This is a genomic window from Streptomyces carpinensis (genome assembly GCF_002154505.1).
GTDB lineage: Bacteria > Actinomycetota > Actinomycetes > Streptomycetales > Streptomycetaceae > Streptomyces > Streptomyces carpinensis.
The window spans coordinates 1-14,039 of record NZ_MUBM01000015.1 but is presented as its reverse complement, the minus strand read 5'-3'; the positions used below and the strand labels follow the sequence as shown (position 1 = coordinate 14,039).

Below are 14,039 nucleotides of genomic sequence, written 5' to 3'. Positions count from 1 at the left end.
CAGAGTAACCCGGCCGACCAGGGGCGATACCCGGCCGGTATCGCCGCCCACCCGATCGGTCTTGGACCCGCCGTGGGGGGCGGGAGAACCATCGGAGGCATGAGCGAAACGAACGAGACGAACATCGTCGGTGAACAGGTCAATGGACAGGCCGGTGAACAGGCCGGGGAGCAGAAGGTCGCGCTGGTGACCGGCGCCAACAAGGGCATCGGGTACGAGATCGCCGCCGGACTCGGCGCCCTGGGCTGGAAGGTCGGGATCGGTGCGCGGGACGAGGCGCGGCGCGAGGCCGCCGTGGCGAAACTGCGCGCGGCCGGGATCAACGTCTTCGGTGTACCGCTGGACGTGACGGACGACGCGAGCGTGACCGCGGCGGCCCGGCTGATCGAGGAGCGGGCCGGACGGCTCGACGTGCTGGTCAACAACGCGGGCATCACCGGCGGCGGCCCGCAGGAACCCACCAGGGTCGATCCGGACCGGGTGCGGGCGGCCGTGGAAACCAACGTCATCGGCGTCATCCGCGTCACCAACGCCCTGCTGCCGCTGCTGCGCCGCTCCCCGTCGCCGCGGATCGTGAACGTCTCCAGCAGCGTCGGTTCCCTCACGCTGCAGACCACGCCCGGCGCCGAGACGGGCCCGATCTCCGCCGCCTACGCGCCGTCGAAGACGTTCCTCAACGCCGTCACCGTGCAGTACGCCAAGGAGCTCGCCGACACGAACATCCTGATCAACACCGTCTGCCCCGGCTACACGGCCACCGACCTCAACGCCTTCCAGGGGGTACGCACCCCGCAGCAGGGCGCGGTCTCCGCGATCCGCCTGGCCACCGTCCCGGACGACGGCCCGACGGGCCGCTTCTTCTCCGACGAGGGCGAGATCCCCTGGTGACGGTCCTTCGTACGAGGGCGAAATCCCCGCTGACAGGCGCACGGCCCGCTGCATCCCGGCAGGCTCGCGCTGTCAGGATCGGCTCCGGCAGGGCAGGTTCAGGCGAGTTGAGCCCCGGGCTGCGGCCCGCGCTTACCTGCTCGGGCTGCTGTCGAGCGTCGAACGGAAGAACTGCTGGCAGCTGGCCGAACAGGCGGGCCATACGCGGCCCGGACCGATGCAACGTCTGCTGCGCTACGCCCGCTGGGACGCCGATGCTTTCCGCGACGACCTGCGTGCCTACGCCGCCGAACACCTCGGCGCCGACGGCAGCGTTCCCGTTGTCGACGAGACCGGCTTCTTGAAGAAGGGCCGGTCCTCGGCAGGAGTGCAGAGGCAGTACACCGGCACCGCGGGACGCATCGAAGACGCCCAGGTCGGCGTGATCCTCGCCCTGGCCACCAGCCGGGGACGGGCCCTGATCGACCGACGGCTCTATCCCTGGCCGGCGCCGCCCGCCCAACTGATCCTGCCGCTGCGGCTCGGTCCCCGCGTCGCGTGGCGACGCCCGTGCGGTTCACGCTGGGGTGACGCGGCCGGTCGGCCACCCCGCGCGTCGAAGCCGGCACGGGGCCCGCCGGATGGGCTACCCCCGCAGTGCACGGTTTGCAGCGGCGGGGGCTGGAAACGGAGCGTCAGCCACCGTGTCAGTCCCCGACCCTGATGAAGCTACCGCGCGAGTTCCGTCTCGATGAGACGGTTCAGGTGCCGGCGGGCGTCCTCCGTCGTCAGCGGGGGTGCCTGCCGTAGGTGCTGCAAGGCCAGGCCGTCGGCGAGGGCGGCGAAGCGGACCGTGACGCCGTCTAGGTCGTCGCAGGTGAACTCGCCCTCGGCAACGCCTCGTTCGACCAGCTGGCGGATCTGGCGGTGCCACGCCTCGTAGCGCTGGGCCTGGCCGCTGGCGAAGGCCTCGTCGGCACCTTGCTCCCCTGCGTTCCAGTAGTCGAACCACATGCGCCAGTGCCGGTCGGTGTCCTCGGTGAACAGGGCGTCGACCAGCAGCCTCAGACCCTCGGCACCGCTGGTGGCCTGCTCCGTCGCCTCGTTGAGCGCCGCGTAGTACCGCTCGATGTGCAGGATCATCGCCTCGGAGAGGATTTCCTGGACACTGCCGAAGTGGTACGTGACGGTGCCGACCGACACCCCGGCCGCGGCGGCGACGTCGCGCACCCCGACCGACGCGTAGCCGCGTTCGGCGATCAACGGGACCGCCGCCTCCACGATGAGGCGGCGGCGCACCTCGGTGGGCTGGCGGGTGCGGTCCGCGGCGGCGACGGCACGGCGCGGGCTCTTCGCCGCCGTCATCCCGATGTCCTCGGCGTGGTGCGGTGCCATGCGCGCTTGGCCACTGTCTCTCCGTTCGCCCGTGCTTCGATACGGCTCTCCATGACGAAGTCCGCGGCCGTGGCCTGCAGCTCCGTGCGCGCCATGATCTCAGCGTCCCAGTCGTCCCCGCGACGCAACCGGATGTGCCACTCCGAGACGGCCCGCGCGGACAGCGGGTCGTCGTGACGGATGCGGTACGTCTCGCGCGCTCTCTCCTCGTAGCGCAGTCCGTCCGGGTACGTCCGCGATCCCCCGTAGTTGGGGTCGACCTCCAGCGTCCACTCACCCTTCGCCACGTCGTACGTGATCAGCCGCTCGGGGCGCGGTTCGGCGGGGGCGTCGTACGTCACCGGCAGCGGTGGCGCCTGCTCGGGCTCCTCGAAGCCGATCTCCGGCTCGTCCCCGATCTCGCGCACGGGCAGCAACAGGGCACTGTCGGCGGGGAGCACGGTCAACTCGCCACGTTCGCCGTGCGGCCAGACCCACGGCCAGTACGCGTCGGAGACGGCGATGCGGATGCGGTGGCCGGGCGGGAAGGCGTAGCCGATACCGGTCAGCTCGAACTCGACGTCCTCGTACGTGCCCGGCGTCCACTCGGCCACGCGGTCCCGTCCGTGCCTGCTGAGCAGGTTGAGCACGCCTCGGGTCACGAGCGTCGACGAGCCGTCGGGCGCGACGTCGCAGAGGCGGGCGATCACGTTGGCGCGCGGGGTCGCGCTGTCGAGACGCAGCCTCAGCCGGGGACGGCCGAGGATCTCGACCCGCTCGTGGAGCACATCCGAGTCGAAACAGACGGACCGTCCGTCCTCCTCGCGCTGGTCGGGCGGCAGGTCGCTGGCGTTGCCGAAGGGGAAGAAGCGGCCGGCGTCCACGCCGGTGTGCTGCGGGGAGCGGACGAGGACAGGGCCGGTGTCCGTGCCCAGCGGGCGCTCGCTCCAGGCGACATTCCGGGACGGCCGGTCCGTGTCCCCCACCCATCGGCCGGGCATGACGTCGTACGAAGTGGCGGGCGGGACCGGGTCGTTGACCCAGGCCCTCAGCAGGGGCTCCGACATGACACCGGTGTCCTTGTCCTTCAGCCAGTGGTCCCACCAGCGGCGGGTCTCCTGGAGGAAGCCGATCGCCGGGCCGGGCGGCAGTCCGCGATCGGGGTACTGGTGGGACCAGGGACCGACGATGCCGCGGACGCGGTCGGCCGGCAGGTGCTCGACGAGCCGCAGCACGGTGTCGCGGTACGGGTCGTTCCAGCCGCCCACCGCCAGCACCGCCGCCTGCACGGCACCGTAGTCCTCGCACACGCTCCCGTGCCGCCAGTAGGCGTCCCGCTGCTGGTGGTCCAGCCACGTGTGCAGGAAGGGTTCGACGGAGTCGAGACGTTCGCGCCACATCGGCAGCCAGCGGTCGGCCCCGACGACCTGCGGGTCCGGCGGCCGTGAGGCGAAGGCGAGCATGGTGCCGGCCCAGGCGAGCATGTCGATGCCGAGGACGGCGCCACCGGTGTAGTGGACGTCGTTGTCGTAGCGGTCGTCGGCCGAGCAGACCGTGACGATCGCCTTGAGCGGTTCGGGGGCGAGGGCCGCGATCTGCAGGGAGTTGAAACCGCCCCAGGAGATGCCGAACATGCCGACCCGGCCGGTGCACCAGGATTGTGCGGCGAGCCAGTTGACGACGTCGACGCCGTCGGCGAGTTCGCGCGCGTCGTACTCGTCGCCGGGCGTGCCCTCGCTGTCGCCGTGGCCTCGGATGTCGACCCGGACGGAGGCGTAGCCGTGGCCCGCGTACCACGGGTGTCGCTGGGCGTCGCGGGGCGCGGTCCAGTCACTCTTGCGGTAGGGCAGGTATTCGAGCAGCGCCGGCACGGGGTCCGCCTCTGCGTCGGCGGGGCGCCAGACGCGGGCGTGCAGACGGGTACTTCCGTCGCCCACCGGGATCCAGACGTCCTCGCGCACGACCTGGCGCTCGAACTGCTCGCGGTACCTCACGCCACTCCTTCCGTGGTCACCGTGCGCTCGGTCGGCACGGTTCCGTCCGTCGTCACCGGACGCCAGCGGCGCACCCGGTGACCGTGTCCGTGGTCTGTCCAGACGCTGTCCGGTTCGGCGGCGTCCGCCCAGTCGGCGACGTCTGCGGCGAGCGGCCGTGCGTCCGGGTCGGGTTCGAGGGCGGCCGCCATCAGCTGTCTGGTGTAGGGGTGGCCGGGCTCTGCGAACACGGCCTCCGTCGGGCCTTCCTCCACCACGACTCCGTGCCGCAGGACGATGACCCGGTCCGCGATGCCGCGGACGACGGCCAGGTCGTGGCTGATGAAAAGGCAGGCCAGGTCGCGCTCGCGGCGCAGGTCGTCCAGCAGCCGCAGGACGTCGGCCTGGACGGACACGTCGAGGGCAGTGGTGATCTCGTCGGCGATCAGCACGTCCGGCCCGCCCGCCAACGCGCGTGCGATGCCGATGCGCTGGCGCTGGCCGCCCGAGAGCTGGGCGGGCAGCCGGTCGGCGAGGGCGGGGTCGAGGCGTACGTCGGAGATGAGTTCGCGGGCGCGGGCCGCGGCCTGTGTACGCCCCTGGACCGTGCCGAAGAAGCGCAGCGGCCGGCGGACGGCGTCGCCCACCGAGCGGCGCGGGTTGAGGGAGGTGTCGGCGTTCTGGAAGACGAGCTGGACGCGGCGCCGCAGATCCAGGGGGCGCTTGCCCGCCAGGCGCGCGAGGTCACCGCTCGCGTGGATCATCGTTCCGCCGGAGGAGGTGCGCAGCCCGGCCAGCGTCCAGGCGAGCGTGGATTTACCGCTGCCCGACTCCCCGACGAGGGCGAGGACTTCGCCGCGCCGGACGTCGAAGGAGACGCCGTGCACTGCCCGCGAGGAGCCGTAGTCGATCGTCACGTCCCGCGCGGAGACGGCGACCTCGGCCTCAGGGGACAGTACCGCCCTGGGCCTGATCTCCCGTTCCCCCGTCTCGCCCACCAGGGCGAGTCCCGCATCGTCGAGGCGCGGCACGCTGGCCAGCAGCCGTCTGGTGTACGGGTCCTGCGGCGCGGTGAAGAGCCGTCGCGTCGGCGCCGACTCCACGACCCGGCCCGAGCGCAGCACGGTCACCTCGTCGGCCATCCGCGCGACCACGCCGAGGTCGTGACTCACCAGCACGGCGGCCAGGCCGAGTTCGTCGCGCAGGGCGCCGATCAGGTCCAGGACGCTGCGCTGGGTGACGACGTCCAATCCGGTCGTGGGCTCGTCCAGGACGAGAACCTTGGGGCGGGCGGCGATGGCCATGGCGATGGCGACGCGCTGCTGCTGACCGCCGGACAGTTCGTGCGGGTAGCGGCGGGCGAGTTCGGCCGGGCGAGGCAGCCGGACCTGTTCGAGCAGGTCGAGGACCGGGACGTCGCCGCCCACCTCCTCGATCTGCCGCCCGATGCGCATGGAGGGCGTCAGCGCGTGGCCGGCGTTCTGCGCGACCATGGCGACGGTGGTGCCGCGCAGCCGCCTGAGCTCCCGTGCGGGAAGCGCGAAGACGTCCTTGCCATCCACGTGCACCGAGCCGTCCGTGATCCGCGACCCGTGCCGCAGATGGCCGAGCAGCGTGCCCGCGAGGGTCGACTTGCCGCTGCCGGACTCGCCGACGAGGGCGAGCGTGCGGCCCTCGGCGACCCCCCAGGACACCTCATGCACGACGGGTACGTCGCGGCCGCCCGAACGGTAGGAGACTGAAAGGGAGTTCACGGAGACGATCGAGGCCATCAGGAGCCCTCCCTGATCCGGTCCACGCCCCACGCCTTGGACAGGCCGTCGGCCGCGAGGTTGAGTCCGACCACCAGCGTGGCCAGGGCGATGATGGGCGCGAGGCTCGCCATCGGGACGACGGTGATGGCGGTGCGGTTCTCGGCGACCATCAGACCCCAGTCGGGGGTCGGCGGGTCGGCGCCGAAGCCCAGGAAGGACAACGAGGAGATGAGCAGGACGACCCAGGAGGCCCGCATGGCGAACTCCACGCACACCACGTCGGTGATGTTGGGCAGGATCTCCCGCCACAGGATCGACCAGGTCCGCTCGCCCCGGGCACGGGCCGCGGTCACGTAGTCGGCGGGCACGACGGCGAGCGCCGCGCCCCGCACCACCCGGACGACCTGGGGCACGTACACCACGGCGATCGCGAGGACGATGACCGCCGGACCTGTGCCCAGCGCCGTCACGATGACGAGGAGCGCGAGGATCGACGGCACGGACAGCACCGCGTCGAGCACCCGGCCCAGAACGTCGTCCAACCAGCCTCCGCGCAGTGCGGCCGCGCATCCGACGACCGTGCCCAGCGCGACGGTCAGGACGGTCGCGGCCACCGACACGCCGAGTGCGTAGCGGCCGCCGTACAGGACGCGGGCCAGGACGTCGCGCCCGTACTGGTCCGTGCCCGCCCAGTGCTCCCAGCCCGGGCCGAGCAGCGCGTGCGAGGCGTCGTTGGCGACCGGGTCGTAGGAGGTGAGGAGCGGGGCGAGCAGGGCGATCAGCACGTGCACGGCGACGATCGTCAGGCCGACGAGGGCCGTGCGCGAGGAGCGCAGCGTGCGCCAGGCGCGGGCCGCACGCGTCGCGGAGGCGACCGGCGCGGCCACCGGCGCGGTGTCGAGCGTGGTCATCGGGTCCTCCCTCCGGTACGGAGCTTGGGGTTGAGGGCCATGGCGCCGACGTCGGCGGCGAGGTTGCAGACGACGTAGATGACGGCGCTGATCAGCGCGATGGCCTGGATGACGGGCAGGTCCCGGTTCTGCACCGAGGAGAGCATCAGCTTGCCGATGCCCGGATAGTTGAAGACGTTCTCGACGACCGCGACACCTCCGGCGAGCCACGCAACGTTCAGCGCGATCACGTGCAGCGTCGGCAGCAGGGCGCTGGGCAGGGCGTGTCGGGTGACGACCCGCCAGGTGGACAGGCCCTTGAGCCGGGCCGTGGTGACGTATTCGCTCGCCATCACGTCGATGACGGACGTACGGGCCATGCGCACGATATAGGCGGCCATCACCACCGCGAGCGCGAGCGCCGGGAGCCAGACGGCGGGCAGCAGTCGTCCGGCGCTCGCCTCGGGGCCGTACAGCACGACCGCGGGGAACCACGGCAGCGCGACCGAGAAGCAGAGCACCAGCACGGTGGCGACCACGAACTCCGGGACGCTCATGCCGACCAGGCTGACGGTCGAGATCAGGTGGTCGGGCCAGCGGTCGCGGTTCAACCCCGCGACGATGCCGAGCACGATCGACCCGGTGACGGCGAAGAGCACCGTGACCAGGGCGATGAGCGCCGAGTTGCCGAGGTACGTGGCGACCTCGCCGCCGACGGGCCGGCTGGAGACGAGGGAGGCACCGAAGTCCCCGTGCAGCGCCCCGCGCATCCAGTGCGCGTACCGTTCCCAGGCAGGCTGGTCGAGTCCGAGCTTCCCACGCAGGGCGGCGACGGCATCCGGGGTGGCGTCCTTGCCGAGGATCTGGGTGGCGACGTCGCCGGGCAGGGCCTGGACGGCGAGGAAGACGATCACGGAGGACAGCACGAGCGTGCCGGCGGCGGCGCCCACGCGACGGGCGACGAACGACAGCATGGTCAGGCTCCCTTCAGGCCGATGCCGAGGTAGTCGAACTCGAAGCCGTGTTCGTCGTATCCGCGCACCTGGCGGGAGATGCCGACGAGCCGGTCGGCGAACATCGGGGTCATCGCCCCGCCCCTGTCGATCACCATCGTCTGCGCCTCGCCGTACAGGCCGTGGCGCCTGGTGTCGTCGGTCTCGCGTCTCGCCCGATCGAGGAGCGCGTCGAAGTCCTTGTCGGACCAGGCGGTCTCGTTGTAGGAGGAGCCGCTGCGGAAGATCTGGGTGAAGAGCTGGTCGACGGGCCGGCCGGTGAACCAGTAGGTGGCCATGAGGGGCTTCTTCATCCAGACCTGCGTGTAGTACGAGTCCGCGGACGCGGTCTTGACCCGGACGCGGATGCCGGCCCGCCTGGCCGAGTCCCGGTAGGCGAGTGCCATGGGAGTGAACAGCGGGTCGTACGCGGAGGTGTAGAGGTCGACGGCGAGTCCCTCCTGACCCGCCTGCTTCAGCAGATACCGCGCCTTGTCCGGATCGTGGGCGGGGTGCGCGGAGATGTAGACCGGGTCGGAGGGCGGCACCGGGTTGTCCCAGCCGGCGCTGCCCGCGCCCTGCAGGGCCACCTTCACCACGTGCTCGGGGTCGTAGGCGAGCTTCATCGCCTGCCGCACGCGGACGTCGGTGAACGGCTTCTCCGTGGTCAGCATCGGGAGCACGTACCACTGTGCGTTCTTCACACGGGCGACGGTGGCCCGGTCGGAGGCGGCGACCACGCGGGCGGTCGCGAAATCGAGGTTGGTCTGGGAGAGCAGGTCGACCTGGCCCGCCAGCAGAGCGTTCGAGCGGGCCGACATGTCGGCGACCGAGTAGAAGGCGATGGCGTCGAGAACGGGAGGGCCCGCCCAGTGGTCCCGGTACGCGGTGATGCGCCCGGGCCCGGCCGGCGCGAACGACTCCAGTTTGAAGGGCCCCGTGCCTATGCCCGTGCGTCCGATGGACTTCGCGCTGCCGTGGGGGATGACGTAGCAGTTGTAGTGCGTCAGGAGGCTCGGGAACTCCGCGTTCGGGGTGTTCAGCGGGACCACGAGCGTGTGGGGGTCGGGGGTGCGCAGCGCCGCGGGGTCGATTAGCGGGGCGAGGACGGCGGCCTGCGGGGACGCCGTCGCCTTGTCCAGTATGTGGCGCAGGGTGTAGGCCGCGTCGGCGGCGGTGAAGGCGCGCCCGTCGTGGAACGTGACGCCCTTGCGGAGACGGAAGGTCCAGGTGGCGGCCTTGTCGTCGGGCTCCCAGGATTCGGCGAGGTCGGCGGCGAGCGTGCCGTCGGCGCCGATCCGGACGAGGCGGTTGTAGAGGGCGCCCAGGTATTCGTACGCCGACAGGGAACTGGCCGGATCCAGCGTCTCGGCGTCGGATGCGGGCGGCCGGGCGATCCGCAGTGTGCCGCCGCGGGCGGGCGCACCCTTCTGCGCAGAGGCGGGCACGACGGGGGTGGACGCGGCCCCCGCACAGCCGGTCAGCAGCCAGGACGCGCCCAGGGAGGCGACGCCCGCGGCGAGGACCGACCGCCGTCCAAGGTGGTGGGTGTCGGGCATGAACCGACCGTCCTTCTCGCTATTCGTTCATTCGAACGATTGAGTGGAGTGCGTGAACGATAACGAGCAGACGGCTTCACGCCAACCCTTCGAGTGCGGAAATCAACGTCGGACACTCAGTCGTTACGCAGCCACGAGACGCCGGGCACCGGGACGCGAGGGGACGGGTCATCGCCGACATGTTTCCTGCCCTGCTCAGCGGCGACGGCACGCGACGGTGACGTACGGGGGCACGTGCGTCCTGTACATGGACCGCGCGCCGCGGCGGCGCCCGGCACGCGAGTGCCCCACCCCACGACAGTTCGGGACTCGAGGGGCGCACTTCGGGCCACGAGGCTCCGAAGCGCCTGTATGTGCAGATCAGAGAAGTAGCTTCGAGGTCAGTAGTCTCGCTCTCCCGCGCGATGGGGGGCGTATCCGTGGCCGAGACCGCGGATCGTCCGGCTTGAGTCGAGGCCCGTGAGGTGAACGACAGGAACCTCACTGTCCGTCGCCGTCACCTTTGAAGGAGTTCCGCCGATGAAGACCGTCACCCACTGGATCGGTGGCAAGCCCTTCGGAGACGCTGCCGGCGCCTCCGGCACGGGCCCCGTGACCGACCCCCACCCTGAGCACCGCCCATCTGCCCCCGCAGGCCGTCGAGCAGCACGAAGGTTTCGCCGACTTCGTGCTGTCGATCATCCCGAAGACCCTGATGAGCGCGCTGACGGGCGAGGAGATCCTGCCGGTGCTGCTGGTCTCAGTCCTCTTCGGCTTCGGTATCCAGGCCGTCGGTGAGGCGGGTGCGGGCATCCGGCGCGGGGTGGAGAGCCTCTCCACGGTGATGTTCACCCTCATCCGCTGGATCATGCGACTGGCCCCTCTCGGCGCGTTCGGCGCCATGGCCTTCACCATCGGCAACTACGGCCTGCACACGCTGCGTCAGCTCGCTTTGCTCGTGGGCTCCTTCTGGGCCACTGCGCTCTTCTTCGTCCTCTTCGGCCTCGGCTCGGTCATGCGCCTGAACGGCCTTCGCATACTGCCCTACCTCCACTACATCAAGGACGAACTGCTGATCGTGCTCGGCACCTCCTCGACCGAGCCCGTCCTGCCACGCATGATGGCAAAGCTGGAGCATATCGGCGCCTCGAAGCCCGTGGTCGGCCTCACTGTCCCCGCCGGGTACTCCTTCAACCTCGAGGGCACCGCTATCTACCTCACCACCGGCGCGGTCTTCCTCGCCCAGGCGCTCGGCATCGACCTCAGTATCACTCAGCAGTTGACGATGCTCGCCGTCATGCTGCTCACCTCCAAGGGAGCGGCCGGTGTGACCGGTTCGGGGTTCGTCGCCCTGGCGGCCACCCTCAGCGCCGTCCCCCACGTGCCGGTCGCGGCGCTCGCGTTGATCTTCGGCGTCGACCGCTTCATGTCGGAGGCCCGCGCTCTGACCAGCTGCGTCGGATACGGCGTAGCCACCCTCGCCGCGGCCCGATGGGACGGCCAACTCGACCGGAGCCGCGCCCAGGCCGTCCTGCGCGGCGAGATCCCCTACACCACCGCCCCGGCCAGCGACCTGGCCTCGAAAGCGGCGCCCGAACCAGGCCGTGAACCCCTGTCCGCCCTCAACTGAACGACTCTGCGAAGGAGCGCATAATCAGCATGTCAGCACACTGGGACGTCATTGTCGTCGGCGGCGGCAACGCCGGCTTCAGCGCCGCGCAATCCGCCCGCCAGGAGGGGGCCGAGGTCCTCCTCCTGGAGAAGGCCCCCCGGCAGTGGGCCGGAGGCAACTCCAACTTCACAGCAGGCGCGATGCGCACCAGCCACGACGGGCTCGCCGACCTGATGGAACTGATCGACACCTCCGCACAGGACCGATTCGAGGTGACCGACCTCGACCCGTACACCGACGACGACTTCTACACGGACATGAATCGGCTGACCGGCGGACGTACCGACGCGGAACTGGTACGGACCCTGGTGGCTGAGTCCCGCGAGACGATGAGCTGGCTGCGCGACCTCGGCCTACGCTTCGAACTGATGAATCACCGTCAGGCCTACGAGGTGGACGGACGGTACCGCTTCTGGGGCGGCTTGGCCGTCGGCGTCGTCGGCGGCGGCAAGGGCATGATCAAGCAGCATCTCGACGCCGCGGAACGCACGGGCATCGAAGTACGTTTCGGCTCCCACGTCACGCGCCTCATCACCGCAAAGAACGGCGCCGTGAACGGTGTGGTGCTCTCCGGCGGGGAGATCCTCCAGGCCGACAGTATCGTGCTCACCAGCGGCGGCTTCGAGGCCGACCCGCAGATGCGCGCCGCCCACCTCGGTCCCGGCTGGGATCTCGCCCTGGTGCGCGGCACCCCCTACAACACCGGTGACGGCATCCGGATGGCCCTGGAGGCCGGTGCCCAGCCCTACGGCCACTGGAGCGGCTGCCACGCGGTGGCCTGGGACGCCGGCGCTCATCCGACCGGTGACCTGGAACTGACCAACCAGCTCACTCGTGGGGGCTACCCCTTCGGCATCGTGGTCAACGCCGAAGGCCGCCGGTTCGTCGACGAAGGCGCGGACTTCCGCAACTACACCTACGCCAAGTACGGCGCCGAAATCCTCAAGCAGCCCGGAGGCGTCGCCTACCAGATCTTCGACGCCAAGTCCCTTAGCCTCCTGCGTCCGGAGGAGTACGCATCGAAGGGCGTCACCAAGGCCGAGTCGCGAACCGTAAGGGGACTGGCGAAGGAACTGGGCATCGACGAGGACCACTTCGCGGCCACCATCGAGGAATTCAATGCCTCGATCACTGGTGGCTCGTTCAACCCGACGATCAAGGATGGCTCCTGCACCGAGGGGATCGAGCCACCTAAGTCGAACTGGGCGCAGCCCCTGGAAACCCCTCCCTATGTGGCCTTCCCGGTCACCTGCGGTATCACCTTCACCTTCGGCGGCCTGAGGATCGACAGCCAGGGCCGTGTGCTGGACTCACGCGGCGTGCCGATTCCCGGACTGCACGCGGCCGGTGAACTTGTCGGCGGACTGTTCTACTTCAACTATCCGGGAGGCTCCGGGCTCACGGCCGGATCCGTGTTCGGCAGGCGCGCAGGGCGCTCCGCAGCCACCGTGACACGTCGCGCTCGAAGCGACGCGGCCTGACCCCTGCGCCCTCCCCAGGTGGTCCGATCAGCAGACAATGCCCCGCCGCCCAAGGCAAGGGCGTTGTCTGCCGCGGACGACAATCCGGACGACAAGCGCAACGAGCCAAGGACTGTCGCAGGTCGTTCATGGGGGGATGATGGGCCTAACCGGAATCGGTCAGAGGCCGGATACGCGCGCCCCGGCGGCGTGGCCGACTCGCGCCCAAGCCCGGCGGAAGTAGCCGCAGGGCTCAACTGGCTGCCCAACGCTGTGACCAGCTGTGGTCGGGCATGTGGTCGGGGTGGCGCTCGGCTCACGAGCCAGGGTGGGCGCGGGCTGTGTGGTGCGTGTCCAGGTCCGGGGAGTGGTTCCAGCTGACAGTGCTGCCGGGTCTTGGATCGGGTGCCAGACGGCCTGGGCAGGGCCGCCTTGCAGCAGGTCGACGAGCGGTGCCGTCAGCACGGGGACATCGCGCATGAAGCCGGTCAGCGCCGGCTCCGTGGCGGCTGAGCGTAGGGCCTTGATGCGGGTGGTGATGCCGGCGGGGCCGGTGCCTCCAGGACGTACAGAAGTCGCGGGAAGAGCGGGTAGTGCCGCCTCCATTCCTCCTCCTGCCCGGGTTCCTGGAAGGCTTGCCGCGGCCGTCTGCCGGGCGCAGGCGCGGGCACGTACTGGTAGAGGCGTGCATACGAGTTCAGTTTGGCGGCCAGGCGTTCGGGGCCCATGGTGGCCCGGTCGACTTCCACGAACGCCCGCAGCATCGACCCCTCGCCGTCCTCCCGGCCGCTCCGGTAGTACAGCAGCGCGTCAGGGATGACGGCCTCACCGCCGCCCACGGGGTAGCAGACTTCGGGGATCCAGTCCAGCGGCCGGCACAACTCGCCACGGCGGCGGGCGTCTTGGAGGAAGGCGAGGCCGGTCTCGGTCACCGTCAGCGCATGCCCGACCCTCAGCCGCACCGCGGTCCGGTCCGACACCGTCCTTGATGGCCGACGTCCGCGCAACTCCGGAAACTCGCCCGCGACCTGTACCCCGTACTGGGTGGGAAACCAAACCCGCAGCCGCCCGGCCTGCGGCATCGTGATGCGGTCGACCAGCCCTTCGGTGCGCAGCTTGGCCAGTCGGCGCCGGGTCTGCTCGATCCGCACCCCCGGGCTGAGGATCAGGTGCATCTGCTCGGTCGTCGCCATCCGGTACTGCGCCAGCACCGCCAACGCCAACCGGTCCCCACCGCCTGCGTCCGCGCCTGTCATGGTCGGCCCGCTCCCTCCCATACGGTGCGGCGCCCTTCGATCCGGTGCCGCGTGTACGAGCCAGCCCAGCCGACGCCCCCGACCACACCACCGACCGCAAAGACCCGACCACGGTCACGAAGCGACAACACCTCCCCCGACCAGGCCGACGTCCCCGCCGATAACCCCTCCGGCAACTGTCCGCATGCGGCCGCGCCTTGGACGGCGTATCCGCAGGTCACCACACCGGTTCGGCTGTGGTCGGCAGGCCGACATCCCCCTAT

Annotated in this window: 9 protein-coding genes and 2 pseudogenes; 4 read left to right on the top strand and 7 right to left on the bottom strand. The window is 70.5% G+C overall.

Annotated elements, in window-relative coordinates:
* Positions 1–99: 99 nt before the first annotated feature.
* Positions 100–888: an SDR family oxidoreductase gene (locus BZY54_RS02390; RefSeq protein WP_244216916.1), complete on the top strand. Its 789-nt coding sequence runs from the start codon at positions 100–102 to the stop codon at positions 886–888.
* Positions 889–940: 52 nt separating this feature from the next.
* Positions 941–1,366: pseudogene (locus BZY54_RS52695) on the top strand (IS701 family transposase); the annotation flags it as partial.
* Between the two features lie 230 nt (positions 1,367–1,596).
* On the opposite strand, the gene BZY54_RS02380 reads toward BZY54_RS52695, so the two are convergent.
* The 6 genes from BZY54_RS02380 to BZY54_RS02355 are packed head-to-tail and all read right to left on the bottom strand — an operon-like array spanning position 1,597 to position 9,409.
* The gene (locus tag BZY54_RS02380) at positions 1,597–2,262 is read right to left on the bottom strand and encodes a TetR/AcrR family transcriptional regulator (protein WP_086722691.1); all 666 of its coding nucleotides are present in this window, start codon (positions 2,260–2,262) and stop codon (positions 1,597–1,599) included.
* Positions 2,229–4,235: a CocE/NonD family hydrolase gene (locus tag BZY54_RS02375; protein WP_086722690.1), complete on the bottom strand. Its 2,007-nt coding sequence runs from the start codon at positions 4,233–4,235 to the stop codon at positions 2,229–2,231. The genes BZY54_RS02380 and BZY54_RS02375 overlap by 34 nt, the downstream gene beginning before the upstream one ends.
* Positions 4,232–5,986, bottom strand: coding sequence for a dipeptide ABC transporter ATP-binding protein (locus tag BZY54_RS02370; protein ID WP_086722688.1), 1,755 nt, complete (start codon positions 5,984–5,986; stop codon positions 4,232–4,234). The genes BZY54_RS02375 and BZY54_RS02370 overlap by 4 nt, the downstream gene beginning before the upstream one ends.
* On the bottom strand, positions 5,986–6,879 hold the full coding sequence (locus BZY54_RS02365; protein WP_086722686.1) for an ABC transporter permease: 894 nt from the start codon (positions 6,877–6,879) through the stop codon (positions 5,986–5,988). Before BZY54_RS02365 ends, BZY54_RS02370 begins: the two co-directional genes overlap by 1 nt.
* Complete coding sequence (locus BZY54_RS02360) at positions 6,876–7,832, bottom strand: ABC transporter permease (protein WP_086722685.1); 957 nt, start codon at positions 7,830–7,832, stop codon at positions 6,876–6,878. The genes BZY54_RS02365 and BZY54_RS02360 overlap by 4 nt, the downstream gene beginning before the upstream one ends.
* Positions 7,833–7,834: 2 nt before the next feature.
* Positions 7,835–9,409: an ABC transporter substrate-binding protein gene (locus tag BZY54_RS02355; RefSeq protein WP_086722684.1), complete on the bottom strand. Its 1,575-nt coding sequence runs from the start codon at positions 9,407–9,409 to the stop codon at positions 7,835–7,837.
* A gap of 604 nt (positions 9,410–10,013) precedes the next feature.
* Between BZY54_RS02355 and BZY54_RS02350 the strand changes: the two are divergent.
* Both BZY54_RS02350 and tcuA read left to right on the top strand, forming a co-directional pair.
* Positions 10,014–11,018 (top strand): annotated as a pseudogene (locus tag BZY54_RS02350) (cation:dicarboxylate symporter family transporter); the annotation flags it as partial.
* Between the two features lie 29 nt (positions 11,019–11,047).
* On the top strand, positions 11,048–12,541 hold the full coding sequence (gene tcuA, locus BZY54_RS02345) for an FAD-dependent tricarballylate dehydrogenase TcuA (RefSeq protein ID WP_086722683.1): 1,494 nt from the start codon (positions 11,048–11,050) through the stop codon (positions 12,539–12,541).
* A gap of 467 nt (positions 12,542–13,008) precedes the next feature.
* On the opposite strand, the gene BZY54_RS02340 is transcribed toward tcuA, so the two are convergent.
* Entirely contained in the window at positions 13,009–13,776 is a 768-nt protein-coding gene (locus BZY54_RS02340; protein ID WP_244216915.1) for a replication-relaxation family protein, read from the bottom strand.
* Positions 13,777–14,039: the final 263 nt, after the last annotated feature.

Coding starts and splice junctions, on each gene's coding strand:
- BZY54_RS02365 (WP_086722686.1), bottom strand. CDS start 6,879: ATGACCACGCTCGACACCGCGCCGGTGGCCGCGCCGGTCGCCTCCGCG.
- BZY54_RS02340 (WP_244216915.1), bottom strand. CDS start 13,776: ATGACAGGCGCGGACGCAGGCGGTGGGGACCGGTTGGCGTTGGCGGTG.
- BZY54_RS02360 (WP_086722685.1), bottom strand. CDS start 7,832: ATGCTGTCGTTCGTCGCCCGTCGCGTGGGCGCCGCCGCCGGCACGCTC.
- BZY54_RS02355 (WP_086722684.1), bottom strand. CDS start 9,409: ATGCCCGACACCCACCACCTTGGACGGCGGTCGGTCCTCGCCGCGGGC.
- BZY54_RS02370 (WP_086722688.1), bottom strand. CDS start 5,986: ATGGCCTCGATCGTCTCCGTGAACTCCCTTTCAGTCTCCTACCGTTCG.
- BZY54_RS02390 (WP_244216916.1), top strand. CDS start 100: ATGAGCGAAACGAACGAGACGAACATCGTCGGTGAACAGGTCAATGGA.
- BZY54_RS02380 (WP_086722691.1), bottom strand. CDS start 2,262: ATGGCACCGCACCACGCCGAGGACATCGGGATGACGGCGGCGAAGAGC.
- tcuA (WP_086722683.1), top strand. CDS start 11,048: ATGTCAGCACACTGGGACGTCATTGTCGTCGGCGGCGGCAACGCCGGC.